The following is a 24,736-nucleotide window of genomic DNA, read 5'->3' as shown; positions in this document are numbered from 1 at the left end:
GGCATCGGCGGCAGGGCCGGGCGTGTTTCCGCTCACTTGGGCATCAGCACCCACATCTCTCCACGCTGCTTCATGCGGCTGGCAGCCTCGCCGGCGGCGTCGCCGTGGCCCCAGTAGAAGTCCGCGCGCACCGCACCCTTTACCGCACTGCCGGTATCCTGCGCCACCATCAGGCGTTGCAGCGGCTGCTGGGAGAGCGGCTGGGTGGTGGAGAGAAACACCGGTGCGCCGAGCGGGATCTCGCTGGGGTCCACCGCGATGCTGCGCTCCGAGGTGAGCGGCACCCCCAGCGCGCCCACCGGGCCGCTGCTGTCGGAGAGCGCCTGGTCGCCGGTCAGCTCGCGGAAGAACACCATGCGCGGATTGACGTTGAGCATCTCTTCCACCTGGCTCGGGTGGCGCCGGGCCCAGGCGCGCACGCCGGGCAGCGTGGCCTCGGCGGGCGTGATCTCGCCGCGGTCGATCAGCCGCTTGGCGAAAGAGCGAAACGGCTGGTTGTTGGTGCCGGCGTAGGCCACGCGCATGGTGGTGCCATCGGTCATCTCGATGCGCCCCGACCCCTGGATCTGTAGATAAGCCGCCTCTACCGGATCATCGACCCACACCAGCTCGGTGCCGTTCAGATCGCCGCTGCGCATCAGCTCGCGGCGGGTCGGGCCGACGTGGGTGTGCTTCTTCCAGTACTTCGGATACTCGTAGAGCGGCGTCTGATAGGGGCCGCCGCGCACCCGCGAGCCGCGCAGGATCGGCTCGTAGTAGCCGGTGATCAGCCCGGTCGAGCTGCCGTCGCTGTTGGTCACCCGGTAGGGCGTGAAGCGGGTCTCGAAGAAGCGCTGGATCGCCTGGGCATTGAGCGGGTCGACCGATTTCGCATCGGCACACACTCCGCGCCACAGCGGCTTGCGCGCCAGCCGGGTGCAGCTTTCGCGAAAGGCACTCCACGCCGCCATCGGCTGATCCTGACTCCAGCCGGGAAGGTGCTGCCAGCTGGTGACGCGATCCTGGCGCTCGATCCGGGTATCGGCATCGCCACTCGGCGCCACGCTGGTGACCGGCGCGCTGCTGCAGCCCGCCACCACCAGCGCCAGCAGCAGGCTCCCCAGCAGTGCCGAATGCCGGCGCAGCGCAGCCATTGGCCGGTAGCGCGAGCGAGGCATCGGAAGAGACGTCGATAGCGGGCAAGACGACGCGGAAAAAGACAGCGCGGGGGAAGACGACGCCGGGGAAGACGACACGGAATAAGAAGCGGCGGCGCGCTCGGCTGACAGCATGCGGTTTCGATCCTTGAACACGGTAAGGTGGCGGCGCGGCGGGGCCTCGGTGCTGTCTGAAAAGTACTGCGCTCGCCCATGCGGCGTTAAAAATCGGCTCAAAATGCTCATTTACACCCTGTAAACTCCGCGTTTTCGCCGATTTTTGCCTTGCCTGGCCTTCGCTCGTCGACTTTTCAGACAGCACCTAAGTCGCCAACCCGCGAGCATATCGCCACCGCCTGCCAGCGTCGAGACGCCGCCGTGCCAGGCCTAGCCCTGCCCCTCGTTCGGCTGCGGCATTACACTATGCTTTTTCCCCGCGGCAGGAACGCCCCATGACCCATGTCATCTCCATCCAGAGCCACGTCGCCTACGGCTATGTCGGCAACCGCGCCGCGGTCTTCCCGCTGCAGCGTCTGGGGCTGGAAGTCACCGCCATCAACACGGTCCAGTTCTCCAACCACACCGGTTACGGCGCCTTCACCGGCGAAGTGTTCTCGCCCGCCCATCTGCGGAATGTGCTCGACGGCGTCGAGTCGCTGGTTGGCCTGGGCGGCGTGGACGCGGTGCTCTCCGGCTACATGGGCGACGAAGGTATCGGCCGCGCGGTGCTCGACAGCGTCGACCGGGTCAAGCAGGCCAACCCCGAGGCGCTCTACTGCTGCGATCCGGTGATGGGCGATGTCGGCCGCGGCTTCTTCGTGCGTGAGGGAATTCCCGAATGGATGCGCGACCACGCCATCCGCCGCGCCGATATCGTCACCCCCAACCAGTTCGAACTCGGCTTCCTCGCCGGGCGCGAGATCCACACCCTGGAAGACGCCCTCGCCGCCACCGCGGCGCTGCGTGCCCAGGGCCCGCGGGTGGTGCTGGTCACCTCGCTCGAGGTGGCGGACGACGACGCCGGCCATATCGGCATGCTGGTGGATGCCGCCAGCGGCAGCTGGCGCATTACCACGCCCAAGGTCGACTTCGCCATTCCGCCCAACGGCGCCGGCGACTTCACCGCAGCCATGTTCCTGGCCCAGAGCCTGCGGGCCGGGCTCGGCGACGAAGGCCCGGCACGGGCGCTGGAGCAGACTGCCGCCTCGGTGCAGATGCTGTTCGAACACACCCGCCGCGCCGGCACCCGCGAACTGGCGATGATCAGCGCCCAGCACGATATCGTCTCGCCGACGGTGACCCTGCACGCCGAGCGCCTGCGCTGACCGATGACGCTTACAGAGACACCCCAGCCGCCGCTCTACCTGGGCATGGCGATGTGGGCCAACAACGACTGGCGCGGCAGCCTGCTGCCGGCCCACGGTGACGCTGGCCTGGCCGACTACGCTCGGGTGTTCAACGCGGTGGAGGGCAACACCACCTTCTACAGCGGCCTGCCCAAGGCGGAGACCATCGCCGCCTGGGCCGCACAGGCGCCATCGACCTTTCGCTTCTGCTTCAAGCTGCCGGGCCAGCTCACCCACGCCAAGCGTCTGCGTGAGATCGACGACGACTTCGCCCGCTTCGTCGATGGCCTCGGCCCACTGGCGGATCGGCTCGGCCCACTGATGGTTCAACTGCCGCGGGATTTCGGCCACGCCGAACTGCCGGCGCTGGCGCAGCTACTCTCGCGCTGGCCGCCGGGCCTGCCCTGCGCAGTGGAAGTGCGGGAGCTTGAATTTTTCCACAAGGGGTTGGCAGAGCAGTCACTCAACCGCTTGTTGATAAGTCAAGGCGTGGATCGCGTGATGCTTGACGTTCGCGCGCTATTTGCCACCCCCGCGGGGCTTGACAAAAAGCTCGCAGCCGCTCAAGGCGAAAAGCCGAAAGTCCCATTACACGTGCTCTCCACGGCGGTCAACCCTGTCGTGCGCTTCATCGGACACTTCGATGAAGCGATCAACGCAGCGCGCTTTGCGCCGTGGATAGAACGGCTTAGCCTGTGGATAAAACAGGGGAAAACCCCTTTTCTCTTTGTGCATACGCCGGATAATCGCCAGGCGCCGGAGCTGGCGCGCCGGTGCTACAGCCGGCTCGCCGAGCGGGTTGCGCTACCCCCGCTGGCCGAGTTCGCCGGTGACCGGCAGGAATCCCTGTTCTGAGTGGCATGCCCCGCTAGAAACAGCGGCAGCACACCCTGCCATGGTTGATCTTCACGTAAAGGTCAAATCCCGGTAGGGTGAAGAAAAGTTAACAACAGGCAACGCCCGTGACCGGCCCAACCTACGCCATTGGCGAGCTCGCGCAGCAGTTCGACGTCACCACCCGCACCATCCGCTTCTACGAGCAGGAAGGCCTGCTCTCCCCCGAGCGCCGCGGCAAGACCCGCGTCTACCGCGACAAGGACCGTGTGCGCCTCAAGCTCGCCCTGCGTGGCAAGCGCCTCGGCTTCTCGTTGATCGAGATACGCGAAGTGCTCGATCTCTACGACGACCGCAATCACGGCAGCGTGCGCCAGCTCGAACGCATGCTCGAAATCCTCGCCGACAAGCGCGCCAACCTCGAACGCCAGCTGGAAGACATCCGCGCCATGCAGCGCGAACTCGATCAGGTCGAAGCGCGGTGCCAGAGTGCACTGGGTGAGTTGAAGGAATCCGAGCGTTCTTGAACCTGGCCGCTCTCGTTATGCCCAGCGGCTAGTGCCCCCGTCGCCTAAATAATCTTCGGCTTCCAACGCACCAGCACCCCTCCCTCTCACGCCACGATTGATTAGGCGCTGTCTGAAAAGTCGACGAGCGAAGGCAAGGCCGGGGCGCGCAGCTAAGGCAAAAATCGGCGAAAAAGCGGAGTTTGCGGGGGTGTAAATGAGCATTTTTGACCGGGCTGGCGCTCCAGCCGATTTTTAACGCTGCATGGGCGAGCGCAGTCCTTTTCAGGTAGTGGCTAATGCTTTCGTGGCGTTGTTTCTAATATGATGCTTGGTTACTGTGCGTATAACAGCACAAGAGATGGCTTACAGAGTCACAAGCTTACAGGGGACAGCCGCGCTGGGAGGATGGTAACCATCGTCATCCTCCATGGCTGGCGGTAGCGTGGTGGCCTTCGGCAAAAGCCAACCGGACAATCCACCGCTAAATGACTGTATCTATACCCAGTTGTATTGGGCCGAGCAAAATGCGCGAGCACGTGAATTCTGTAAAGCATGCCTAGTTTTTCTGAAAGCTATTTGGAATCAAGAAGTTAAATGCGAAAGGTTGACTAGATAAGGCGTATTAAATGCGCGAGCTTGTTCAAGTGGTAAAGCGATCGGGCTATTTAATACCTCTTAAGCACAAGGTGAAGTCCGAGGATATGGATCTAGGTAAAGCCATTGATCAAATATTAGCCGAGAATGCAGGTGAAACGCTTGAAAAATATCGTGCGCAGCGATTACTTTTTCAAAAGCTATCAAGAGAGTCAGAGAAGTATATTGACACACATTCGTTGGAATGGCCGCCAATAAAATTCAATTGGGATCTTTCACGGGAAAGTCAACGTCACTCATTAGATAGCGCGAGCCCAAAAAAATTTGCAGAGTATTACCCTGCCGGATTCTTGCTGGGCTTTATTACTCTTCAAGAACTTGACAAAAAGCTTTGCCACTATAGTCGACGTGACGAAGGAGAGCTCTGGGAAGTTGGTTCGAAAGATAAGCTAGCGCGTCTAATAGTTTATCTATCAGAGGGATGGCCGATTTCTCCTCCACTGGTCAAACCGCTTGAAAATTGTGAGGTTATTTTTAATGGCGGCCATCACCGATACGCGATAGCAAAAGAGATAGGGGTGGATATTATACCCATTCATATCCAGCCGGAGTATCAAGAGAGAATTGATGAGATTCTTCGTATACGGTGGGAAGATGCTTAACTACGGGCTCAAACCGACCGGTACTGCGCTGCGCTTCGTACCGGCGGCTTAGCCCAGGCGTTAGATTTACTCACGAATAAGGAGGCAAGCATGCCAATTGCGCAGTACAAAGAAAAACTTCTGGATGAATTTGAGGCCCGATCTGATGAGTGGACCTTCGCAGATTTCGAACGCAGACTTAGCGAAGTCCGGAAAGATACTAGCTATCATGATGCGAAGGGCATCATTAATGATGCTCATAGTGCAGGTAGGTGGCCGAATACCGTGAAACGATATCTGCTGACAAACTATAGGGCCCATGGAAACGTCAGCTCTGAATTCAGCGATACCTTCCGCCAGATTTGCTCATCTATGACCGGCAGCGAAAAGGAAGCGTGGGGGGTAGAGTGAAATCTAACCAGTCGGTCAACCGGACGTCAAAAACGTACCGCCTTTGGTTCCTTACGCTGGCGCTCCGGCGCTGGTTACCTCAGCGTTAGGTGAACGAGGAAGCATAGAAGGCAATTTTATTGCGTGCGATTTTTAAGGAAAATGATTTGCTTCATTGTGCTTAGTTATTACCCCGAATCTTACACAGAGTGACAGGGGGAGTTTGGATTTCTCAAAACCTACTGAAGCTGCATCAAATGGAACAATCACATTCGTAAAGTGCAATGATAAAACATACGGAATTACTTGTTGGCACATAATTGAAATATACCGAGCAAAGGAAGTAGAGTATGGCGAATATAGTCATAGCATGAGAACAATGCTTAACGGCTTTTATGTCGTGCAAGATAGATTCTTTATTCCATCAGCCGATTTCGGTCAGCCACAACCAGATATTGCTATTAGAGAGCTGAATGCAGCATTTCTTGAGACGATAGAAAAAGAAGCGATTGATTTAGACTGCGCCTGCGTTGCAGCCAGAGAATTTAAAGCATGCAATAGCTATAGGTTTTCCTTCACTATTGAAGTATAGGAGGGATGAAGATGACAGTGGTGGATATTGTGTATCTATGTCTCACGCTCAGATAATTGCTGAGTTATCAAATGGTCAACCTGCTCAGCGTTTCTCTTTGTTTGGTCAATTATATGAATTGCCGGATATCCTTGATTATAGTGGTCCCAGTGGCGGCCCGATATTCTGGAGCACCGAAGAGGAATATGGGATTTTGGGGATGATTTATGAGAGTGCGGCAGGGTCCGAAATCTTCGGTGATAAGTCAGTTCACGTTTCTGGAGAACTGGCTACACCAGCAATAATTAAACAGTGGATTCATGAGTATCATAATAGAATCGCCTAACTAAAACCGGCAGCCGGCAGCCAAAATTCCGCACCTTTTGTGCTGCTCGCTGGGGCTCAAACATTAGCACAAAAGGCGCTCCGTTCCGGCTGCCGCTGCGGTTGGCGTTAGGTGAAAGCCAAAAATAAGCAAGGGAGCTTGTAGTTGAGCAATCCAATAAAAGAGCATAGAAAGGCGACTAATCAGCTTGCTCGTTCATTAAAAAAGCTGATGTGTACCATTGGTTATGTGAGAGAGGCTATTTTCCTGAGAGTTATGTTCTTCCGCCTTGCTTTGTCGTAGACAAGAGACCAGCCAAACCAAAGGTTTACACCAAAGTTACAGGTGGAGGTAAGAAGTACAAAGTGCCAAGGACTGAGTGCTTGAATATTCATTTTCCTAAAACTGAATATACTGATCGAAACTTTGGTTTAATTCATCCTGAAATTCACAACGATATTGCTTATCATATTTCTAAAAATTGGCTAACGATTGTAGAAAAGATGGTTCCTAAAAACAGCCAAGTGACTTCTTATACATTTCCAATACCAATAGATTCACGAAATCCCGGAAGAGTCGGTTATCTTAGAAGCGGTAGACTCATTTATGAGTTTATTGGAATGATTGATGATGATATTGCTTCTGAAGCTTATAAATATAGATACATGGTTAAGGCCGACATAAAAAGCTTTTACCCATCTATCTACACTCACAGTATTGCTTGGGCAATACACGGAAAGAAATTTATCCGAAAACCCGAGAACATGCACAACTACAAGCTTCTCGGGAATCGCTTAGATCGCTTGTTTCAAAATGCCAGCGATGGCTGTACTAATGGAGTTCCAATTGGACCGGTCGTCTCAGATGTGATCGCAGAGATTATTGCGGCAGCCGTCGATGTTAATTTTACCAAATTAGTTCGGGACTCCGGGGTGGAGTGCGAAGCTGTTAGATTCAAAGATGATTATCGAATACTAACCAAGTCCGAGTCTGACTCAAAGAGAGTTGTCAAATTTCTTCAGGCTTCGCTAAAGGAATATAGTTTAGAGCTAAGTGATGAAAAAACGACTATTTCTCCCCTCCCTGATGGGTTGTTTAGAGAATGGGTGTCTAAATATCATGCCGTTCACCCAATTAAGAAAAAATCATACTCATGGAAAGAGTTTCGGGAGTTATATTTAGCGACAATCCGAATTGATAAAGAATGCTCAGGAACTGGTGTTATTGAGCGCTTTCTCGCTGATATCGTCGATAAAGACGGAAAACTGAAAATAAAGGTCGGCGACTTTAATTTGCAAAAGGTTGTTAGCATGTTGATCATGCTCGGAAGCCTACGAACTAAAGCATTCCCAAAAATAATAGCAATTCTAGAGGGGGTGCTAAAAAGCGATTCCGGGGTTATTGATCAAGCTGCTGTCGTAGAATATTTAGAAGGTTACCTGACCACTCTTTCCGAAGAAGAAGAGCGAAATAAATATCTCATATCGTGGATTAGTTACTTTATTGTAAGTAATGGGTTGGAGAAATTGCTTTCTATTAAGCCTAAATACAAGGATCCAATAACACGGTCGATTATAAATAATCGTGGTAATGTGTTTAAGGACTGTAAAGAACACAAAATTTTCGTGGGCTGTAAGGCAATAGCCAAGAAGGTAACAATGATAGAGCATTTAGATGTATTTAACCCACCCAAAATAACCTAACAAGGCGCTGCTGTCGGACAATTTTCCGCTTCGCTCCAAACTTGCCACGGAGCGTGGCGTTATGTTAATTGGAGCGAAATAGATGAGAAATGGATTATGGATTATGGTGCTATCACAATAGATACATCAATTTTTGATCAAAAAGGACTGAGGTTGGAGTCTGGGATTTTGAAGACGCTTGAGCAGTTTAATGGCAAGCCGTCCCACCTTGTATTGTCAGAAATTGTATTGAGAGAAGTTCATATTCATCTGAAACGAAAAGCCTCAGACTCAAGGGATCAAGTAGTTAAGGCAATACGTGAGAGCGTTCTGAGCTTATCTGTGTCCGAAGAGAGTGCAAGAACTGCCACCGAATCATTGGTTCCACCCATTGATGATGCAGAGGTGGCTAAGAAGAGACTGGCCTCCTTTATTGAGAAAACTGGTGCTGAGATAATCCCTGCCACAGGTCGTGTTGGTCTAGACAAAATCATTAAAAAATACTTTGGTGCTGAAGCACCGTTTGCTCCCGTGGGTAGCAAAAAGAATGAGTTTCCTGACGCTATAGCTCTAATGTCGCTGGAATCTTGGGCGAAAGAGTATAAAACAAAAATTCTAGCCGTTGCGAAAGATGGCGATTGGAAGCGTTTTTCTGATGAATCAAATTTTATTGATGTAGTGGAAGACCTCGCAGAGGCGATTGCTGCTTTTCAGCCACATTCATCGGCTATTGAGTTCTGTACTCATATTGCTGGAACGTTGCCATATGGAGAACCTTCAGCTCTGTACGAAATGATAAGTCAGTACGTTTCTGATGCTGTTGGTGAGATAAACCTATATCCAGATGCTTCTTCTCAGTTTTTCTACGAACCAGACTACGTCGAGGTTGTGTTAGATGAATTTGAGTTCTTGGTCGACGAAGAAGGGAATGCACTTCTCCAACCTGTGCAGGGTCAGAACGGAACACTGATCGTCGAAGCAAAGATCATGGTCACAGCCACGGTATCAACGTCATTCTCTCTTACCGTCCGAGACTCTATAGACAAAGACTATGTGCCTATCGGTAACGCTTCTGCTTCGTCGGGTTTACAATTTGTATCTGAGATCCTTCTTACGTTTGAAGGAGATTTTGAAGAGTGCCAAGAGGATATAGAGCTAACTAGTTTTGAGCTTCTTTCCTATCCTTCAGATGTTGATTTTGGCGATATTGAGCCGGATTGGTGGCATGAAGAACAATAGATATAACAATCGGCTGCACGGAGACCGATTTTCCGTCGCTTCGCAGCTCCAGACTGGTGCGTGAGCCGGGCGCTAGTTTTCAGTGGTTCTACTAATTAAGATCTTTTTGAATCGATTTGTTAAACACAAAACCCTTGGAGACTAGCATGATCGTCGTTTATGGCATCAAGGCGTACTTGAAGCCTATCAAGGCGCAGCTTTCGAATGTCATTCATGGCTGCATGCAGGATGTTCTCGGGATGCCGGCGGGCAAGCGTGCCCATCGGTTCGTACCGCTGGAGGCAGAGGATTTCTACTTTCCTGACGATAGAACGTCGGCTTACACGGTCATCGAAATCAACATGATGCAGGGGCGCTCTAAGGAGACGCAGAAGGCACTGATCAAGGCGCTTTTCCGACAGATAGAAGCGGAGATCGGCATATCGCCCACCGATGTCGAGATCACGCTCAAGGAGCAGCCCGCTCACTGCTGGGGATTTCGTGGCATGACCGGTGATGAAGCGCGTGATCTGCAATATTCGGTGAATGTTTGATGTGTGGCCATTGCTGGTGATTGCTTGAGGCCTTGCGATAGGCTCTTTGCGCTATGAACAGACCCGATACCCTCTCGTATCTGGAGGTTTCTCCAACAGCAGCCCCTGTCTCGCTACTGCTCAAGGCGGACCCGTGCGAGACGACCATCCTTTCGTACTTAGATGGCGCCTGGTGCTTTGCTGCCAAGGCTGAGGAGGGTGCCATTGTTGGTGCCTGCGTTGCGAAGCCGATAGGGGATGGTGTGGCCGAAATTTTCAATATCTCGGTAGCCCCTAGCTTTCAGCAGGGGGGCATCGGATCTCGCTTGCTCATATTCGCTCTGGATGCGCTGTCCCATAAGCGCATACGCCGGGTGGAGCTAGGCACGGGCACCTTTGGCCATCAGCTCGGTTATTATCAGAGGCACGGGTTTAGAGTCCGCGCTGTTGTCGTCGATCATTTCTTGAACAATTATCCTGAGCCGATTGTTGAGAATGGCATTCAGCACAAGGATATGTTGCGTCTCTATCTTGATCTCGTATAGCGATTAGGCGTGAAGGGGATAGGTATGCCGAAGGTCATACTACAGGGCTTTATCTTGATTCCAGAAACTGAGCTTGACTTGGTGCGGTATGAGCTGGAAACGCATAAGCGTTTGACGTTGGAGGAACCGGGATGCATAACGTTCGAGGTGGTCGAGAATCTGGATAACCCATGTCGCTTCGACGTTTACGAAGAATTTGTCGACGAGTCTGCGTTCCAACAGCACCAGGAGAGAGTCGCAGTGTCTCGCTGGGGTGAGGTAACCGTGAACGTTGAACGGCACTATACGGTCTCCTATGAGCCGTTGGGCCCTCAGTAGATAGCGGAGAAATCTAAGGCCTGATCTGGCCCTGATGCTGTCGTTGGAGCAAATGGATCACGCCTTTCACCGAGACATGATCAATGCTTCCTAAGCGCTAGCGCTATGCGGTTACCTCTACGCATCGCTGTATGCGCTCTTATCAGCCGCCCCATCTGAGAGGGTGTTTACAAAATGTCTGCGCTCGACAATACGGCGTTGAAATCGACCTCAAAATGCTCATTTACCCCGTGTAAACTTCGCTTTTTCGGCCGATTTCGCCTTGTCTTGCCTTCGCTCGCCGAATTTGTAAACACCCTCTGAGAGGACTCGCAATTTTTCCATCCCTGCACCAACCTGAAACTCTGACTGCCAGCTCGCGCAGTCACGACCATGCACGCGGGATCAACCGAGTACTGACGATGGATTGGCTGACGTTCATTTCGAGCCTCGTTCGGTCGCTGGCCTGGCCGGTGTTCGCCCTGATTCTCGCGCTTCTCTTCCGCGACCAGATCCTGCAGTTTGGGTCCTTCATCAAGAAGCTGCGGGCTGGGCCCATCGAGGCTGAGTTCGAGCACGACCTCGAACAGTTGCGCTCGCTATCCCCAGGCAGGGATGACGTCGTCGGTGTGCGTGCTGGTGAGGAGGAGGCATTTCTTACCGAGCTGGCCGAGCGCCATCCCCGTACGGCGATACTGGAGGCATGGACCCGACTGGAGCGCGCGGCCCGCGCGTCGCTGTCGTCACGGGAAGGCGGCGGGAGTGGCCCGGGCGAGGTATCAGCGGCTCGGCTGCCGGAGTTGCTGGTGCGAGCAGGGCTGATCGATCAGCCACAGGTGACGCTGTATCACGAGCTGCGGCGTCTGCGTCGCGAGGTGGCCCGCGATCTGGAGCCGACGAAAGAGGCGGCACGAACCTATGTCGAGTTGTCTCTAGCGCTGCAATCCCAGCTAGGTCGCGGGGCCTAGATTGGCCGACCCGAGAATGACTAGCGCGCCGCCAGCGCTACCCCCACCCTCGACCGATTTGGCTTGCCGATCGTCTGTGTTATCCACACCCCTGTCTCTGCCAAGTTATCCAGATCCACGCCGCTGTCGATGCCGAGGCCGTTGAGCAGGTAGATCACGTCTTCCGTGGCCACATTGCCTGTTGCGCCTTTGGCGTAGGGGCAGCCGCCGAGGCCGGCGACGGCGCTGTCGATCACGCTGATGCCCTCTTCGAGCACGGCGTAGAGGTTGGCCAGCGCCTGGCCGTAGGTGTCGTGGAAGTGGGCGGCGAGCTTGTCCCTGGGGATATCTCGGCCTACGGCGTCGAGCAGGCGCTTGGCCGCGAGCGGTGTGCCGACGCCGATGGTGTCGCCCAGCGAGATTTCATAGCAGCCCATCTCATAAAGCGCCCGGGAGACCTCGGCGACCCGCTGGGGGGAGACTTCGCCTTCGTAGGGGCAGCCGAGCACGCAGGAGACATAGCCGCGCACGCGCACGCCGGCTTCCCGGGCGCGTTCGATCACCGGTTCGAAGCGCGCCAGCGAATCGGCGATGGAGCAGTTGATGTTCTTGTGGGAGAACGCTTCGCTCGCCGCCGCGAAAACGGCGACCTCCTCGACGCCGCACTCCAGCGCGGCTTCCAGCCCTTTGAGATTGGGCGTGAGTGCGGAGTAGACCACCTCCGGCCGGCGGCGAATGCCGGTCATTACCTCGCGGTGATCCGCCATCTGCGGCACCCATTTGGGCGAGACGAAACTCGCCGCTTCGATCCGCTTGAGCCCTGCCGCGCCGAGCCGTTCGATCAGTTCCAGCTTGGCGGCGGTGGCGATGGGCTCGGCTTCGTTCTGTAGTCCGTCCCGCGGGCCGACCTCCACCACGCTGACCTGTTTCGGCATCCCCATCTCAGTTGTCCCCGCGCGTGTCGGTGCCGGCGTTGGTCATCGCCTCGGCGTTGGCGAAAGCGAGCAGCTCATCCCCCTGCGCCACGGCGTCCCCCACCGCGACATGGAAGGCCTCCACCGCGCCGTCGGCGGGGGCGCTCAGGGTGTGCTCCATCTTCATCGCTTCCACCACCACCAGCGGCGTGCCTTTCTCCACTGTCTGTCCGGGTTCGACCAGCAGCGCCACCACGGTGCCGTGCATCGGCGCGGTCAGCTTGGCTTCGGCCTCTTGCGGCAGATGGTCGGCGCGGTCGGCGCGGTGCCAGATCAGGCGCGACTCTTGACCTGCGGCGGTGAGCACGATGGCGTCGCCTTCGCTTGCCGGGTCGAGCCGGGCGAAGAGGCGCTGACGATGGCCATCCAGGGTGAGCGCCAGGGTGTCGTTGTCGAGGCGCTGACACTGCCCGGCGAACCGGCTCGTCTCCTCGCCGTCGCGCTGCACCTGAAGCTGCCAGGTCGCCTGTGCTGGCTCCTGTGCCAGATCCTGAGTCAGCGCCTGGGTGGCGATCACCTCGTATGCGCCGCTGCCGTCGGTCTCCTGAAAGGCGAGACGTAGCCGGCGCGGTGCGTTGAGCCGCCAGCCGTCGCGACGCTGCCAGGGGTCGTCGGCGCGCGGTGCTCCTTTAGCAAGATGCTCCATCGCCACCAGGGCCGCGCGGGCGATATCGGCATCGGTGGCGTGGGGCGCGGCGAACAGATCGTCGTGATGGTGCTCGATGAAGCGGGTATCCAGCTCGGCGGCGATGAAGTCCGGGTGGGTCACCAGCCTCTGCAGGAAGCGGCGATTGGTGGTCACGCCGCTGATATCCAGCGCGGCCAGGGCGCGGGCCATTTCGGCCAGGGCCTGGCCGCGATCCTCGCCGTGGACGATCAGCTTGGCCAGCATCGGGTCGTAGTGCATGGTCACCGTGTCGCCGGCCTCGACGCCGCTATCCAGGCGGATGCGTCCGTGCGAATCGGCGCTCTCCAACGGCAGCGCAAAGCGCAGGAGCTTGCCGGTGGCGGGGAGGAAATCGTTGTCCGGGTCTTCGGCGTAGAGCCGCGATTCGATGGCGTGGCCGGTGAGCGTCAGTTCGTTCTGCGCCTTGGGCAGCGCCAGGCCGGCGGCGACCCGTAGCTGCCACTCGACCAGATCCTCGCCGCTGATCATCTCGGTCACCGGGTGCTCGACCTGCAGCCGGGTGTTCATCTCCATGAAGAAGAACGGCGAGCCGCTCTCCTGAGCGGTTTCGGCGCCGGCATCCAGCAGGAACTCCACCGTGCCGGCGCCGACATAGCCGATCTCCTGGGCGGCGCGCACGGCGGCCTCGCCCATCTCGCGGCGCAGCGCCTCGGGCAGGTTCGGCGCGGGGGCCTCTTCGAGCACCTTCTGATGGCGCCGCTGCACGCTGCAGTCGCGCTCGAACAGGTAGACGCCGCCCCCGAGGCTGTCGCAGAACACCTGCACTTCGACATGGCGCGGCTGGGTCAGATACTTCTCGATCAGCATGCGCTCATCGCCGAAGGCGGCGCGGGATTCGCGGCGGCAGCCGTCGAGCGCCGCCTGGAACTCACGCTCGGACTCGACCACCCGCATGCCCTTGCCGCCGCCCCCGGCGCTGGCCTTGAGCAGCACCGGGTAGCCGATCTTGCCGGCCTCTTCCCGCAGCAAGGCATCGTCCTGCGCTTCGCCGTGATAGCCGGGCACCAGCGGTACGCCGGCCTGGGCCATGCGCGCCTTGGCCGCGGCCTTGTCGCCCATGGCGGCGATGGCGCTGGCCGGTGGGCCGATGAAGACGAGCCCGGCGTCGTCGCAGGCGGCGACGAACTCGGCGTTCTCGGAGAGAAAGCCGTAGCCCGGGTGAATGGCGTCGGCGCCGCTGCGCTGGGCAGCCTGGATGACCTTGTCGATGGCGAGATAGCTCTCGCCGGCCGTCGCCGGGCCGAGGCGGATCGCTTCGTCGGCCTCGCGCACGTGGCGGGCGCGGGCGTCGGCATCCGAATAGACCGCGATGGTACGCAGGCCGAGGCGCCGCGCGGTGCGGATCACCCGGCAGGCGATCTCGCCGCGATTGGCGATCAGCACGGCGCGCAGCGGGCGGGGCGCAGTGGCGAGACTCATGAGCGCGGCTCCTTGTCGCCGCCGCTGGCCACGAGCCAGGCGGGCGGGCGTTTGTCGAAGAAGGCGGCCAGCCCCTCCTGGCCTTCGGCGCTGACCCGCAGCTCGCTGATGGTGCGGCACGCGGCCTCGCGGGTGGCGTCGCTCTCCGGTTCGCGGGCGATCTGCGCGAGCAGCGCCTTGGTGGCGCGCTGGGCCTGGGGAGAGGCGGCGAGCAGGGTGTCGATCTGGCGTTCGATCTCTTCATCCAGCGCGTCGCCAGTCACCACCTGGTGTACCAGCCCCAGTTCGCGGGCGGTGGCGGCGTCGATCACCTCGGCGGTCAGCGCGTAGCGGCGCATCTGGCGGGCGCCGATGGCGCGCTGGACATAGGGCCCGACCACTGCCGGCGAGAGGCCGATCTTGACCTCGGAGAGGCAGAAGCGCGCCGCATCTGAGGCGATCACCAGATCGCAGCAGGCGGCCAGCCCCACCGCGCCACCGTAGGCCGCACCCTGCACCCGGCAGAGCGTGGGGCAGGGTAGGGTGTCCAGCCCGTGCATCAGGCGCGAGAGCTGGCGCGAGTCGGCCAGATTGTCGTCGACGCTGTAGTCGACCATGCGCTTCATCCAGGCGAGATCCGCCCCGGCGGAGAAGTGCTTGCCCTGGGAGCCGAGCACCACCACCCGCACCTCGCCGCTCGCAGCCAGGGCGTGGAGGCGTTCGAGATGGGCGTTGAGTGTGGCGATCAAGGCATCGTCGAAGGCGTTGTGCACCGCCGGGCGGTCCAGCGTCAGCCGCGCGACGCCGCGGGCATCGATATCCAGTTGGCAGTGATGGGTGCTCATTTAGCCGTTTCCCTCTATCCGCTAAAGGTGGCGAGCGATGCTCAGGCGAGGCAAAAATCGGCGAAAAGACGGAGTTTACGAGCGTGTAAATGAGTACTTTGAGCCGATTTTTAACAAAGCATGAGCGAGCGCAGCCCCTTTAGGATTACATCCTGAAGACGCCGAAACGCGTCTCTTCGATCTCTGCGTTCAATGCGGCGGAGAGCGCCAGGCCGATCACATCCCGGGTCTGCAATGGATCTATCACGCCGTCGTCCCACAGCCGGGCGCTGGCGTAGTACGGGTGCCCCTGACGCTCGTACTGCTCGCGGATCGGCGCCTTGAAGGCGGCTTCCTCGTCTTCTGGCCAGTCGCTGCCGTCGCGCTCCATCTGCTCGCGTTTCACCTGCGCCAGCACGTTGGCGGCCTGCTCGCCGCCCATCACCGAGATGCGCGCGTTGGGCCACATGAACAGCAGGTTGGGGTCATAGGCGCGGCCGCACATGCCGTAGTTGCCGGCGCCGAAGCTGCCGCCGATCAGCACGGTGAACTTGGGCACCTTGGCGCAGGCCACGGCGGTGACCAGCTTGGCGCCGTGCTTGGCGATGCCCTCCTGCTCGTACTTCGAGCCGACCATGAAGCCGGTGATGTTCTGTAGAAAGATCAGCGGGATCTGGCGCTGGGCACAGAGTTCGATGAAGTGCGCGCCCTTCTGCGCGGACTCCGAGAACAGCACCCCGTTGTTGGCGACGATACCCACCGGGTGGCCGCACCAGTGGGCGAAGCCGGTGACCAGGGTGTCGCCGTAGTAGCGCTTGAACTCGTCGAAGTCGGAGTCGTCCACCAGCCGCCCGATCACCTCGCGCACGTCATACGGCTTGCGCAGGTCGGTGCCGACGATGCCGTAGAGCTCCGAAGGGTCGAGCCGCGGCGGGCGGGATTCCCGCAGCGCCAGCTCGCCGCGCTTGCGCCAGTTGAGCCGGGAGACCGCGCGGCGGGCGAGCTGCAGCGCATGGGCGTCGTTCTCGGCATAGTGGTCGACCACGCCGCTGATCTTTGCGTGCACATCCGCGCCACCGAGATCCTCGGCGCTGATGGTCTCACCGGTGGCGGCCTTCACCAGCGGCGGCCCGCCGAGAAAGATGGTGCCCTGGTTGCGCACGATGATCGATTCATCCGCCATCGCCGGCACGTAGGCGCCGCCGGCGGTGCACGAGCCCATCACCACCGCGATCTGCGGGATGCCGGCGGCGGAGAGCGTGGCCTGGTTGTAGAAGATGCGGCCGAAGTCGTCGTGGTCGGGGAAGACCTCGTCCTGCTCCGGCAGGTAGGCGCCGCCGGAGTCGACCAGATAGAGGCAGGGCAGGCGGTGCTTGCGGGCGATCTCCTGGGCGCGCAGGTGCTTCTTCACCGTCAGCGGGAAGTAGGTGCCGCCCTTGACCGTAGCGTCGTTGGCGACGATCACGCACTCCACGCCGCTGACCCGGCCGATGCCGGCGACCACGCCGGCGGCGGGCACCGGGGTGTCGTATACCTCGTGGGCCGCCAGCGCGCCGATCTCGAGAAAGGCCGCGCCCTCGTCGAGCAACTGGTCGATACGCTCGCGCACGAACAGCTTGCCGCGGGACTCGTGCCGGGCGCGCGCCTTGTCGCCGCCGCCCCGGGCGATCTCGGCGCTCAGCGCGTGGAGTTTGTCGACCTCGGCCCGCAGCGCCTGGGCATTGGCCTGGAAGGCCTCGGCACGGGGGTTGATCTGGCTACTCAGTATGGCCATGCGACCCTCCTACGCCGATTCGGAGAACAATTCCCGGCCAATCAACATCCGCCGAATCTCGCTGGTGCCGGCACCGATCTCATAGAGCTTGGCGTCGCGTAGCAGCCGCCCGGTGGGATACTCGTTGATATAGCCGTTGCCGCCGAGCAGCTGGATGGCATCCAGCGCCATCTGGGTCGCCTTCTCGGCGCAGTAGAGGATCACCCCGGCCGCATCCTTGCGGCTGGTCCGGCCGCGGTCGCAGGCGCCGGCCACGGCGTAGAGATAGGCGCGGCAGGCGTTGAGCGTGGTGTACATGTCGGCGAGCTTGCCCTGGATCAGCTGGAACTCGCCGATTGCCTGACCGAACTGCTTGCGCTCATGGACGTAGGGCACCACCACGTCCAGACACGCCTGCATGATCCCGATCGGGCCGGCGGCGAGCACCGTGCGCTCGTAGTCGAGCCCGCTCATCAGCACGCGTACGCCGCGATTCTCCTCACCCAGTACGTTCTCCGCCGGTACCTGGCAATCCTCGAATACCAGCTCGCAGGTGTTGGAGCCGCGCATGCCCAGCTTGTCGAGCTTCTGCGCGGTGGAGAAACCGGCGAACCCCTTCTCGATCAGAAAGGCGGTGATGCCCTTGGCGCCGGCCTCCGGGTCGGTCTTGGCGTAGACCACCAGTACGTCGGCGTCGGGGCCGTTGGTGATCCACATCTTGTTGCCGTTGAGCACGTAGTGATCGCCGTGTCTGTCGGCGCGCAGACTCATCGAGACCACGTCCGAGCCGGCGCCGGGCTCGGACATCGCCAGCGCCCCGACGTGCTCGCCGCTGATCAGCCCGGGCAGGTACTTGGCCTTCTGCTCGGCCGTGGCGTTGAGCTTGATCTGGTTGACGCAGAGATTGGCATGGGCGCCGTAGGAGAGCCCCACCGAGGCGCTGGCTCGGGAGATCTCCTCCATGGCGATACAGTGGGCCAGGTAGCCCATGCCGCTGCCGCCGTCGTCTTCGCTGACGGTGATACCGAGCAGGCCCATGTCGCCGAACTTCTGCCACAGGTCCGCGGGGAAGGCGTTGTCGTGGTCGATCTGGGCCGCGCGCGGGGCGATCTCGTCCCGGGCGAAGGCATTGACCTGCTCGCGCAGCATGTTCAGTTCGTCGTCGAGGCCGAAATCGAGCTCGGTGTAGGGGGCGTGCATCGGATGATCCTCCGCTGTCGATGGGCGAGAACGCGGGGGCGCGGGCGCCTGGGGCTCGCAGGTGTTCTCGACTTTATACGTTGACGTTAACGTCAATTAGCGGGTAGAGCCAGAGGCCCTCGACCATGGTCTAGGACTGTCGCACCTTCTCAGGACTGCCCCCCGAGCTCGACGGGGCGAATGCCGCTCCACGCCTCCTGCAGCGACTGTGCCGACATCGGTCCCGCTCTCTCGAGACGTCTTACCTTTACTGTCGCGACATCAACGTGTCACGAAGGTGCAGGCATTTCTGAGCTTCGTGGAACGTGGGATAACGATTTTCAGCGCCAGGCGTCAGCCGGCTTTTGGAAGGAGGCTGGTTTTAACCAGGATGACCTTTTACCAAGCCTCTTAGATAGCTGAAGAAAATGGCCAGTGCCGTGCCTATACAGGATTCACCAAATCTCAACGAGGCGTTCAACGTGCTATCAAGATTGGGGTTGGCAGCCTCCGTGACCATGATGACTGCAACGGTAATACAGGCGAGTCGGGCATGATCTGGAATGTTTGTCATTTGGCAGACCCATGCCGTGAGCAAAATGGTCAGGCCAAAGCCATAGAGCGTGAAGTCGAAAAAGTACAGATATATGGCACAGAAGATGGCGCCGATGGCAGTGCCAACGACACGCAGCGAGGCGGAGGATATGGACTCTTTCGGGCTGGCCTGAAACACGACGATGCCCGAAATAGCCGACCACAGACCGCCAATCTCAGCCGAGGGCGCATGAAACCAGCCAGTGATATGAGAGCCTATGGCGTAAGCAAGGCAGGCAGTCAAAGCCAACGGCAGTGAGAACAGCATGCTTTGCTCGAGAGGAGCCCAAGGTCTTTTCATGGAGTGTTCCAAGGCGCTATGAGGCTATAGGTTTTAATGCCGTTGTCTTCGGCTGATGGATCTCTCTCGATATATGGAGAGTGCGCGAAAATGAGTGTGAAGAACGCGTTCGGGATCCGAGAAAATCTCCACCTTCCTTGTCGCTTTCAACTAGGGGTTAGCGGATGTTCCCCGACAACGCTGGATCCATTATAGGGGGCGCCCTGCGCTAGCCCAAGGCAAAACCTTTCGGCGACAGACCCGGTGGACGTCAACCTGTCATAGCATCAAGCCGCCATTCGGTAGCGTGGCGCCATTCGGTAGCGTGGCGGCGGTCGTAGTCGGGCCCCGCTGTCAGCGGGGCGCTGGGGTGGGCATCGTTCCTCGGCTCAGAAACTTCCGAACAGGGTGCCCAGGGTGATCACCGCGACCAGCGTGATCATCGGCACCACGATGGTGACCATGGCGATATTGGGGTAGGCCTGGCGGTGGGTGAGGCCGCAGATCGCCAGCAGCGTGATCACCGCGCCGGAGTGGGGCAGCGTATCCATGCCGCCGGCGGCGATGGTGGCGACCCGGTGCATCAGCTCTGGATTGAGCCCCGCGGCGTTGGCCATGCGCAGATAGTCGTCGCCGAGTACGCTGAGGGCGATGCTCATGCCGCCGGAGGAGGAGCCGGTGACCGCCGCCAGTACGTTCATCGACACCGCCTCGGAGATCAGCGGATTGCCCGGCGCCAGACTCAGCACCGCATCGCGGATGATGACGAAGCCGGCGAGGCTGGCGATCACCGCGCCGTAGCCGACCTCGGAAGCGGTGTTGAACACCGGCAGCATCGAGCCGAAGCAGCCCTTGTTGATGGTGCCCTTGAGATCCGCCCAGTGGCGCCAGCGGCTGATGACCAGCCAGGCGCAGGAGATCAGCAGTGCGATGATGATCGCCCACAGCCCGAGCATGGCGCTGGGGTCGAGCGTGCCGAAGCGCGCTTCCGGCAGCCCGGAGAAGTCGAGACTCGGCAGAATCCAGTAGGTCAGCAGGCCATTGAGCAGAATCACCATCACCAGCGGGGTGAAGGCGGCCAGGGTGCTGATCTCCGGTACGCTGGCCGCGGCGTCGAGGGTCTCGATCTTCTCATCCGGGTGCTGGCCGTAGCCCTCGCCCCGGCGTGTCGCCCGGCTCACCCGTGACTGCAGCCACCAGGTACCCAGCCCCAGCATCATCGCCCCGGCGATGATGCCTAGCCCTGGCGCTGCGAAGCTGGTGGTGTGGAAGAACGGAATCGGGATCGCGTTCTGGATCGCCGGCGTACCGGGGAGCGCGGTCATGGTGAAGGTGAACGAGCCCAGGGCGATGGCGCCGGGGATCAGCCGCTTGGGCGTGCCGGTCTCGCGGAACAGCGCCGCACCGATGGGGAAGACCGCGAACGCGACCACGAACAGCGACACCCCGCCATAGGTGAGAATGGCGCAGGCCAGCACCACGGTCAGCACCACGTGGCGGGTGCCGAGGCGCTTGATGATCCAGCGCGCGATGGCATGCGCGGCGCCGGAGTCGGCCATCAGCTGGCCGAACAGCGCCCCCAGAATGAACAGCGGGAAGAACTTTATCAGATAGCCGCCGAGCGCCTTCATGAAGGTGTCGGTGTAGATCGGCAGCAGCAGCCCGCCATCGCCGGATAGCAGTACCGCCAGCGATGCCATCAGCGGCGCCAGCAGCAGCACGGTGATGCCGCGATAGGCGAGCACGATCAGCAGGATCAGCGAGACGACGATAGCCAGGGTACTCATGGCGCCAGGCCCTTGTGTCGGGGGCTCGTGGCGCAGACACGCCGGAGCCGCGTTGTTGTGATGGTGAGCGTTGTCAGTGTTGCGGGAGACGCGCGTGGCGCGATGCCGCACGGGACGACATGACGATAGAGATGGATTAACGTTGACGTCAACGTGGCACTGCGCCAACTAGCCGAAAGGGGGAGACTCCCCGCTGCCCCTATCTGTCGATCAAGGAGACCATCGATGTCGATCTGGAAACGTTCCGCTTCCCTGGAGACCCTCGCCGCCCAGTGCCAGCAGACGCTGGTAGCGCATATCGGGATCGAGTTCACCGAGCTGGGTGACGACTGCCTGCGCGGTCGCATGCCGGTGGATGCGCGCACCCATCAGCCCTATGGCCTGCTTCACGGCGGCGCCTCGGTGGTGCTGGCGGAGACGCTGGGCAGCATTGCGGCGAACCTGTGTCTGGCCGACGAGAGCAAGATGGCGGTGGGGATGGAGATCAACGCCAACCACGTGCGCGCGGTGCGCCAGGGCTGGGTCGAGGGGTGTGCCCGGCCGCTGCATCTGGGCAGTACCACTCAGCTGTGGGAGATCCGTATCGAGGACGAGCGCGGCCGGCTGGTGTGCGTGTCGCGGTTGACCATGGCGGTGGTCAAGGCGGCCTGACAGGGGCCGCCTCGGCATCGGTTTTCAGGGCGCCAGTTCGTCGCTCATCGCCTGGCGCATACGGAATTTCTGCACCTTGCCGCTGACGGTCATCGGGAAGTCGTCGACGAACTTCACGTAGCGCGGAATCTTGTGGTGGGCGATGCGCTCGCGACAGTAGGCGCGCACGCCCTCCTCGTCGAGCTCTGCGCCCTCCACCAGGCGAATCCAGACCGCCACCGCCTCGCCGTAGTGGTCGTCCGGCACGCCGAACACCTGGGCATCGGAGATCGCCGGGTGGGTGTAGAGAAACTCCTCGATCTCGCGCGGATAGAGGTTCTCGCCGCCGCGGATGATCATGTCCTTGATGCGCCCGGTGATCGCCACATAGCCCGCATCGTCCATCATCGCCAGATCGCCGCTGTGCATCCAGCCGTGGGTGTCGATCGCCTGGCGGGTGGCGGTGTCGTTGTCCCAGTAGCCCTGCATCACGCTGTAGCCGCGGGTGCAGAGTTCGCCGCTGGTGCCGCGCGGGAGCACCTGGCCGCTGGCCGGGTCGATGATCTTCACCTCCAGGTGGGGGTGAATGGTGCCGACGGTGGCCACGCGCTTCTCCAGCGGCGCGTCGGTGCGCGTCTGCAGGCTCACCGGGCTGGTCTCGGTCATGCCGTAGGCGATGGTGACCTCTTCCATGTGCATGCGCTCGATCACCCGTTTCATCACCTCCACCGGGCAGTTGGAGCCGGCCATGATGCCGGTGCGCAGGCTGGAGAGATCGAAGTTGGCGAACTCGGGGTGTTCGAGCTCGGCGATGAACATGGTGGGCACGCCGTAGAGGGCGTCGGCGCGTTCCGCTTCCACCGCACGCAGGGTGGCTGCCGGGTCGAAGGCGGCGTTGGGGTAGATCATGGTGGCGCGGTGGGTGAGACACGCCAGGTTGCCCATCACCATGCCGAAGCAGTGGTAGAGCGGCACCGGGATCACCACGCGTTCCGCGGGCTGCAGGTTCATGCCGGCACCGACGAAGTAGCCGTTGTTGAGAATGTTGTGGTGGGTCAGCGTCACCCCCTTGGGCGCGCCGGTGGTGCCGGAGGTGTACTGGATATTGATCGGGTCGTCAAACTGCAGTTCGGCCTGCAGTGCCGCCAGCCGTTCGGTGGGTACTGGCTCGGCAAGGGCGTGCAGCTCCTCCCAGTGCCACATGCCCGGGGTGGCGAGCTCGGGGTCGAGACATACCACCTGCCTGAGCTGGGGCAGGCTGGCGCAGTCGAGCCGGCGCTGCTCGTTGTGGGGGGCAGGGGTGTCGCGCAGTTCCGGGGCGAGTTGACAGAGGATATCGACGTAGTGGGAGCGGATCTCACCACCGGCCCGGTGGGCGCCCTGCAGTACCAGTACCGAGAGCCCCGACTGCAGCAGCGCGTGCTCCAGCTCGCGTGCGCGGTAGGCCGGGTTGAGATTGACCAGGATCGCGCCGATCTTGGCGCTTGCCAGCTGGGTGAGCGCCCACTCCGCACAGTTGAGTGACCAGATACCGACCCGGTCGCCGCGCTCCACCCCCATCGCCAGCAGGGCACGGGCGATGCGGTCGGCCTCCGCGCGCAGTTCGGCGTAGGTGTAGCGCAGGTTCTGGTGGCAGCTCACCAGCGCCTCGCGCTCCGGGCAGGCAGCGGCGGCGGCATCGAGGCAGTCGCCGATGGTCAGCCCCAGCAGTGGCTGCTCGCTGATGCCGCTGACGTAGCTGGGCGCTGGGGCTTGAGCATGGGCCGAGGCGCCCGGGTCGTGGCTGTGCATCTCTCTTCCTCTCTTCTTGTCGTTGTCCTGAACGGCCGCGCTTTTCAGGCCGCGCCTAGCGCAGCCGTTCGATACCTACCGCCGTCGCCTCGCCGCCGCCGATGCAGATCGCCGCCACGCCCCGGGTCAGGTCGTGATGGGCGAGCGCGTTGAGCAGCGTGACCAGAATGCGCGCGCCGGAGGCGCCGATCGGGTGGCCCAGGGCGCAGGCGCCGCCGTGCACGTTGACCCGCTCGTGGTCGAGATCGAGTTCGTGCATGGCCGCCATCGCCACCACGGCGAAGGCTTCGTTGATCTCGTAGAGATCGACGCTCTCCCGCGACCAGCCGAGCCGCTCGTACAGCTTGCGCACGGCGTGGATCGGCGCCACCGGGAAGTCGCCCGGGCGCATGGCGTGGCTGGCGTGGCCGTGGAGACGCGCCAGCGGGGTCAGCCCCTGGCGTTCGGCCTCGCGCTGGCGCATAAGCACCAGCGCCGCGGCGCCGTCGGAGATCGAACTCGAGTTGGCGGCGGTGACACTGCCGCCCTCGCGAAAGGCGGGCTTGAGCTGGGGGATGCGCTCGAGATTGGCCTTGTGCGGCTGTTCGTCCTGGTCGACCCGGCGGGTGTCGCGGCCGGCGGGGGCGTCGAGGGCGACGATCTCATCCCGAAAGACGCCACTCTCGATCGCCTGGCGGGCGCGGGTCAGCGAGGCGATGGCGTAGGCGTCCTGGGCCTCGCGGCTGAAGCCGAAGGCCTGGGCGCAATCCTCGGCATAGGTGCCCATCAGCCGCCCCGGCTCGTAGGCGTCCTCGAGCCCGTCGAGGAACATGTGATCGAGCACCTGGGCATGCCCCATGCGCAGCCCGGCGCGCGCCTTGGGCAGCAGATAGGGGGCGTTGCTCATGCTCTCCATGCCGCCGGCGATGGCGTGGGCGGCGTGACCCAGCGAGAGGGTATCGAACGCCTGCATCACCGCCTTCATGCCGGAGCCGCACATCTTGTTGAGGGTGGTGCAGGGCGTCGACTCGGCCAGGCCCGCGCCGAGTGCTGCCTGGCGCGCCGGCGCCTGGCCCTGCCCGGCGGGGAGCACGCAGCCCATGATCAGTTCGTCGAGGCTGTCGGGCGCCAGGCTGGCTTGTTCGAGGGCGCCGCGAATCGCCGCTGCGCCCAGCTGCGGGCAGGCAAGCCCGCCCAGGGCGCCTTGAAAAGCGCCCATCGGCGTGCGCTTGGCGCCGACGATGACGATCGGGTCGGGGGTGTTCATAGTCGGCTCTCCCATACTGGTGAG

24 protein-coding genes are annotated in these 24,736 nt (G+C 60.7%); 14 read left to right on the top strand and 10 right to left on the bottom strand.

Features of this window, described 5'->3' with window-relative positions; translation table 11 throughout:
• Nucleotides 1-32: 32 nt before the first annotated feature.
• Nucleotides 33-1,157, bottom strand: coding sequence for a murein transglycosylase A (mltA, locus tag DOM66_RS07735; protein WP_110689768.1), 1,125 nt, complete (start codon nt 1,155-1,157; stop codon nt 33-35).
• 431 nt (nt 1,158-1,588) lie between these two features.
• On the opposite strand from mltA, the gene pdxY reads away from it, so the two are divergent.
• From pdxY to DOM66_RS07680, 13 genes are all read left to right on the top strand, one after another.
• Nucleotides 1,589-2,461 carry a pyridoxal kinase PdxY gene (gene pdxY / locus DOM66_RS07730; RefSeq protein ID WP_110689767.1) on the top strand — a complete coding sequence of 291 codons (873 nt, stop codon included), beginning with the start codon at nt 1,589-1,591 and terminating at the stop codon, nt 2,459-2,461.
• A gap of 3 nt (nt 2,462-2,464) precedes the next feature.
• The gene (locus tag DOM66_RS07725; protein ID WP_110689766.1) at nt 2,465-3,337 is read left to right on the top strand and encodes a DUF72 domain-containing protein; all 873 of its coding nucleotides are present in this window, start codon (nt 2,465-2,467) and stop codon (nt 3,335-3,337) included.
• 107 nt (nt 3,338-3,444) lie between these two features.
• Nucleotides 3,445-3,843: a MerR family transcriptional regulator gene (locus DOM66_RS07720; protein WP_110689765.1), complete on the top strand. Its 399-nt coding sequence runs from the start codon at nt 3,445-3,447 to the stop codon at nt 3,841-3,843.
• Between the two features lie 608 nt (nt 3,844-4,451).
• Nucleotides 4,452-5,081, top strand: a complete 630-nt coding sequence (locus tag DOM66_RS07715; protein WP_188115154.1) for a transcriptional regulator — start codon at nt 4,452-4,454, stop codon at nt 5,079-5,081.
• Nucleotides 5,082-5,171: 90 nt separating this feature from the next.
• Nucleotides 5,172-5,471 carry a hypothetical protein gene (locus tag DOM66_RS07710; RefSeq protein ID WP_110689764.1) on the top strand — a complete coding sequence of 100 codons (300 nt, stop codon included), beginning with the start codon at nt 5,172-5,174 and terminating at the stop codon, nt 5,469-5,471.
• 349 nt (nt 5,472-5,820) lie between these two features.
• Nucleotides 5,821-6,042, top strand: a complete 222-nt coding sequence (locus DOM66_RS19535; protein ID WP_157959017.1) for a hypothetical protein — start codon at nt 5,821-5,823, stop codon at nt 6,040-6,042.
• Between the two features lie 37 nt (nt 6,043-6,079).
• Nucleotides 6,080-6,367, top strand: a complete 288-nt coding sequence (locus DOM66_RS19530) for a hypothetical protein (RefSeq protein ID WP_157959016.1) — start codon at nt 6,080-6,082, stop codon at nt 6,365-6,367.
• A gap of 362 nt (nt 6,368-6,729) precedes the next feature.
• Nucleotides 6,730-8,049: an RNA-directed DNA polymerase gene (locus tag DOM66_RS07705; RefSeq protein WP_223161923.1), complete on the top strand. Its 1,320-nt coding sequence runs from the start codon at nt 6,730-6,732 to the stop codon at nt 8,047-8,049.
• 96 nt (nt 8,050-8,145) lie between these two features.
• Nucleotides 8,146-9,267, top strand: coding sequence for a PIN domain-containing protein (locus DOM66_RS19525; RefSeq protein ID WP_157959015.1), 1,122 nt, complete (start codon nt 8,146-8,148; stop codon nt 9,265-9,267).
• 146 nt (nt 9,268-9,413) lie between these two features.
• Nucleotides 9,414-9,800 (top strand): tautomerase family protein, encoded by a 387-nt coding sequence (locus tag DOM66_RS07700; RefSeq protein ID WP_110689763.1) that lies wholly within the window; start codon nt 9,414-9,416, stop codon nt 9,798-9,800.
• 53 nt (nt 9,801-9,853) lie between these two features.
• The gene (locus DOM66_RS07695) at nt 9,854-10,324 is read left to right on the top strand and encodes a GNAT family N-acetyltransferase (RefSeq protein WP_110689762.1); all 471 of its coding nucleotides are present in this window, start codon (nt 9,854-9,856) and stop codon (nt 10,322-10,324) included.
• Between the two features lie 24 nt (nt 10,325-10,348).
• Nucleotides 10,349-10,642, top strand: coding sequence for a putative quinol monooxygenase (locus tag DOM66_RS07690; RefSeq protein ID WP_110689761.1), 294 nt, complete (start codon nt 10,349-10,351; stop codon nt 10,640-10,642).
• 401 nt (nt 10,643-11,043) lie between these two features.
• Entirely contained in the window at nt 11,044-11,589 is a 546-nt protein-coding gene (locus tag DOM66_RS07680; RefSeq protein ID WP_110689760.1) for a hypothetical protein, read from the top strand.
• A gap of 20 nt (nt 11,590-11,609) precedes the next feature.
• Here the strand turns inward: DOM66_RS07680 and DOM66_RS07675 are convergent, their stop codons facing one another.
• The 7 genes from DOM66_RS07675 to DOM66_RS07645 form a co-directional block, all read right to left on the bottom strand.
• Nucleotides 11,610-12,509, bottom strand: coding sequence for a hydroxymethylglutaryl-CoA lyase (locus DOM66_RS07675; protein WP_110689759.1), 900 nt, complete (start codon nt 12,507-12,509; stop codon nt 11,610-11,612).
• A gap of 1 nt (nt 12,510) precedes the next feature.
• Nucleotides 12,511-14,649: an acetyl/propionyl/methylcrotonyl-CoA carboxylase subunit alpha gene (locus tag DOM66_RS07670; protein ID WP_110689758.1), complete on the bottom strand. Its 2,139-nt coding sequence runs from the start codon at nt 14,647-14,649 to the stop codon at nt 12,511-12,513.
• Nucleotides 14,646-15,473, bottom strand: a complete 828-nt coding sequence (locus DOM66_RS07665) for an enoyl-CoA hydratase-related protein (RefSeq protein WP_110689757.1) — start codon at nt 15,471-15,473, stop codon at nt 14,646-14,648. The genes DOM66_RS07670 and DOM66_RS07665 overlap by 4 nt, the downstream gene beginning before the upstream one ends.
• Nucleotides 15,474-15,618: 145 nt before the next feature.
• On the bottom strand, nt 15,619-17,226 hold the full coding sequence (locus tag DOM66_RS07660) for a carboxyl transferase domain-containing protein (RefSeq protein WP_110689756.1): 1,608 nt from the start codon (nt 17,224-17,226) through the stop codon (nt 15,619-15,621).
• A 9-nt stretch (nt 17,227-17,235) separates the two neighbouring features.
• On the bottom strand, nt 17,236-18,405 hold the full coding sequence (locus DOM66_RS07655; RefSeq protein ID WP_110689755.1) for an isovaleryl-CoA dehydrogenase: 1,170 nt from the start codon (nt 18,403-18,405) through the stop codon (nt 17,236-17,238).
• A 361-nt stretch (nt 18,406-18,766) separates the two neighbouring features.
• A complete protein-coding gene (locus DOM66_RS07650) occupies nt 18,767-19,246 on the bottom strand; it encodes an FUSC family protein (RefSeq protein ID WP_157959014.1) in 480 nt (159 codons plus the stop codon).
• Nucleotides 19,247-19,647: 401 nt separating this feature from the next.
• Nucleotides 19,648-21,045, bottom strand: coding sequence for a GntP family permease (locus DOM66_RS07645; RefSeq protein WP_110689753.1), 1,398 nt, complete (start codon nt 21,043-21,045; stop codon nt 19,648-19,650).
• A gap of 225 nt (nt 21,046-21,270) precedes the next feature.
• Here DOM66_RS07645 and DOM66_RS07640 point away from each other — a divergent pair, with 225 nt between their 5' ends.
• Nucleotides 21,271-21,696 carry a hotdog fold thioesterase gene (locus tag DOM66_RS07640; protein WP_110673798.1) on the top strand — a complete coding sequence of 142 codons (426 nt, stop codon included), beginning with the start codon at nt 21,271-21,273 and terminating at the stop codon, nt 21,694-21,696.
• A gap of 24 nt (nt 21,697-21,720) precedes the next feature.
• Here DOM66_RS07640 and DOM66_RS07635 read toward each other — a convergent pair whose 3' ends face one another.
• Both DOM66_RS07635 and DOM66_RS07630 read right to left on the bottom strand, forming a co-directional pair.
• On the bottom strand, nt 21,721-23,466 hold the full coding sequence (locus DOM66_RS07635) for an AMP-binding protein (RefSeq protein WP_110689752.1): 1,746 nt from the start codon (nt 23,464-23,466) through the stop codon (nt 21,721-21,723).
• A gap of 55 nt (nt 23,467-23,521) precedes the next feature.
• A complete protein-coding gene (locus tag DOM66_RS07630) occupies nt 23,522-24,712 on the bottom strand; it encodes an acetyl-CoA C-acyltransferase (protein ID WP_110689751.1) in 1,191 nt (396 codons plus the stop codon).
• Nucleotides 24,713-24,736 lie beyond the last annotated feature (24 nt).

Source organism: Salinicola endophyticus (assembly GCF_003206575.1).
GTDB classification, from domain to species: Bacteria; Pseudomonadota; Gammaproteobacteria; order Pseudomonadales; family Halomonadaceae; genus Salinicola; species Salinicola endophyticus.
The sequence above is the reverse complement of the archived record's forward strand: the minus strand, read 5'-3'. Positions and strand labels throughout refer to the sequence as shown.

Coding starts and splice junctions, on each gene's coding strand:
- DOM66_RS07700 (WP_110689763.1), top strand. CDS start 9,414: ATGATCGTCGTTTATGGCATCAAGGCGTACTTGAAGCCTATCAAGGCG.
- DOM66_RS07675 (WP_110689759.1), bottom strand. CDS start 12,509: ATGGGGATGCCGAAACAGGTCAGCGTGGTGGAGGTCGGCCCGCGGGAC.
- DOM66_RS19535 (WP_157959017.1), top strand. CDS start 5,821: ATGAGAACAATGCTTAACGGCTTTTATGTCGTGCAAGATAGATTCTTT.
- DOM66_RS07680 (WP_110689760.1), top strand. CDS start 11,044: ATGGATTGGCTGACGTTCATTTCGAGCCTCGTTCGGTCGCTGGCCTGG.
- pdxY (WP_110689767.1), top strand. CDS start 1,589: ATGACCCATGTCATCTCCATCCAGAGCCACGTCGCCTACGGCTATGTC.
- DOM66_RS07710 (WP_110689764.1), top strand. CDS start 5,172: ATGCCAATTGCGCAGTACAAAGAAAAACTTCTGGATGAATTTGAGGCC.
- DOM66_RS07715 (WP_188115154.1), top strand. CDS start 4,452: ATGCGCGAGCTTGTTCAAGTGGTAAAGCGATCGGGCTATTTAATACCT.
- DOM66_RS07690 (WP_110689761.1), top strand. CDS start 10,349: ATGCCGAAGGTCATACTACAGGGCTTTATCTTGATTCCAGAAACTGAG.
- DOM66_RS07665 (WP_110689757.1), bottom strand. CDS start 15,473: ATGAGCACCCATCACTGCCAACTGGATATCGATGCCCGCGGCGTCGCG.
- mltA (WP_110689768.1), bottom strand. CDS start 1,157: ATGCCTCGCTCGCGCTACCGGCCAATGGCTGCGCTGCGCCGGCATTCG.
- DOM66_RS07725 (WP_110689766.1), top strand. CDS start 2,465: ATGACGCTTACAGAGACACCCCAGCCGCCGCTCTACCTGGGCATGGCG.
- DOM66_RS19525 (WP_157959015.1), top strand. CDS start 8,146: ATGGATTATGGTGCTATCACAATAGATACATCAATTTTTGATCAAAAA.
- DOM66_RS07670 (WP_110689758.1), bottom strand. CDS start 14,649: ATGAGTCTCGCCACTGCGCCCCGCCCGCTGCGCGCCGTGCTGATCGCC.
- DOM66_RS07650 (WP_157959014.1), bottom strand. CDS start 19,246: ATGCTGTTCTCACTGCCGTTGGCTTTGACTGCCTGCCTTGCTTACGCC.
- DOM66_RS07635 (WP_110689752.1), bottom strand. CDS start 23,466: ATGCACAGCCACGACCCGGGCGCCTCGGCCCATGCTCAAGCCCCAGCG.
- DOM66_RS07645 (WP_110689753.1), bottom strand. CDS start 21,045: ATGAGTACCCTGGCTATCGTCGTCTCGCTGATCCTGCTGATCGTGCTC.
- DOM66_RS07655 (WP_110689755.1), bottom strand. CDS start 18,405: ATGCACGCCCCCTACACCGAGCTCGATTTCGGCCTCGACGACGAACTG.
- DOM66_RS07640 (WP_110673798.1), top strand. CDS start 21,271: ATGTCGATCTGGAAACGTTCCGCTTCCCTGGAGACCCTCGCCGCCCAG.
- DOM66_RS07630 (WP_110689751.1), bottom strand. CDS start 24,712: ATGAACACCCCCGACCCGATCGTCATCGTCGGCGCCAAGCGCACGCCG.
- DOM66_RS19530 (WP_157959016.1), top strand. CDS start 6,080: ATGTCTCACGCTCAGATAATTGCTGAGTTATCAAATGGTCAACCTGCT.
- DOM66_RS07695 (WP_110689762.1), top strand. CDS start 9,854: ATGAACAGACCCGATACCCTCTCGTATCTGGAGGTTTCTCCAACAGCA.
- DOM66_RS07660 (WP_110689756.1), bottom strand. CDS start 17,226: ATGGCCATACTGAGTAGCCAGATCAACCCCCGTGCCGAGGCCTTCCAG.